This window comes from Cupriavidus sp. 05T313 (genome assembly GCF_056396665.1).
This window is the reverse complement of the sequence record NZ_JBFTLX010000565.1, coordinates 1-711: the sequence shown is the minus strand read 5'-3', so window position 1 is coordinate 711 and position 711 is coordinate 1. Positions and strand designations below refer to the sequence as shown.

Here is a 711-nt window from a genome sequence, read left to right as displayed (position 1 = left end):
GGCCAGCACGCCGGCAGGTGTCTTCAGCGACAGGGGATAACGCACGCCCTTCACGCCCACCCGCTGGATCGGGATCTGGCGGGTATCGAGGCTCGACTGCACGTCGGGCATCACAAAGGCGGGATTGATGTCATTCATATTGATCGGGTTTCCTCTACGGTCGCGGCATTTTTCGCAGTCAACCTTGCCGCGCAACGAGTGTGAAACCGCGGGCGAGGGCAAGGGATGCCTTCCCGCAGCTGCGAACACAGAACTTGCGATTCTAAGGGAAATTGCCTGGTGCTGCCCATGAACGGGCGATACCCGCACGAACCATGCGGTGATAGCGGCAGAACGACAGTCGTACGATGACGAAACGCGAAGATTGCCGGCGCGCCCGCCTGCGGCGGGCACGCCGGCACCGGGACGGATCAGGCCGCGCGCGTGGCGACCGCCGCCTGGGTCAGCTTGAAGCGCTCGCGCACGGAGTGCTCGATGCCCTTGGCATCGAGCCCGCATTGCGACAGCAGGAAGGCCGGATCGCCATGGTCGACGAAGCGGTCGGGCAGGCCAAGCTGCAGCACCGGCACGGCGATGCCGGCGGCGGCCAGCGCTTCAAGCACCGCGCTGCCCGCGCCACCCATCACACAGCCTTCTTCGACGGTGACGAGATAGTCGTGCTCGTCCGCCAGCTTCTTCACCAGTTCTTCGTCGAGCGGCTTGACGAAGCGC

General features: G+C 65.0%; 2 protein-coding genes. Both read right to left on the bottom strand.

What is annotated here, in order from left to right:
* Positions 1–138, bottom strand: a 138-nt coding sequence (locus AC1DKD_RS41775) for a GTP cyclohydrolase, FolE2/MptA family (RefSeq protein ID WP_477144801.1), incomplete at its 3' end; no start/stop codon positions are given.
* 272 nt (positions 139–410) lie between these two features.
* On the bottom strand, positions 411–711 hold a 301-nt coding region (locus tag AC1DKD_RS41770), incomplete at its 5' end, for a transketolase C-terminal domain-containing protein (RefSeq protein ID WP_477144800.1).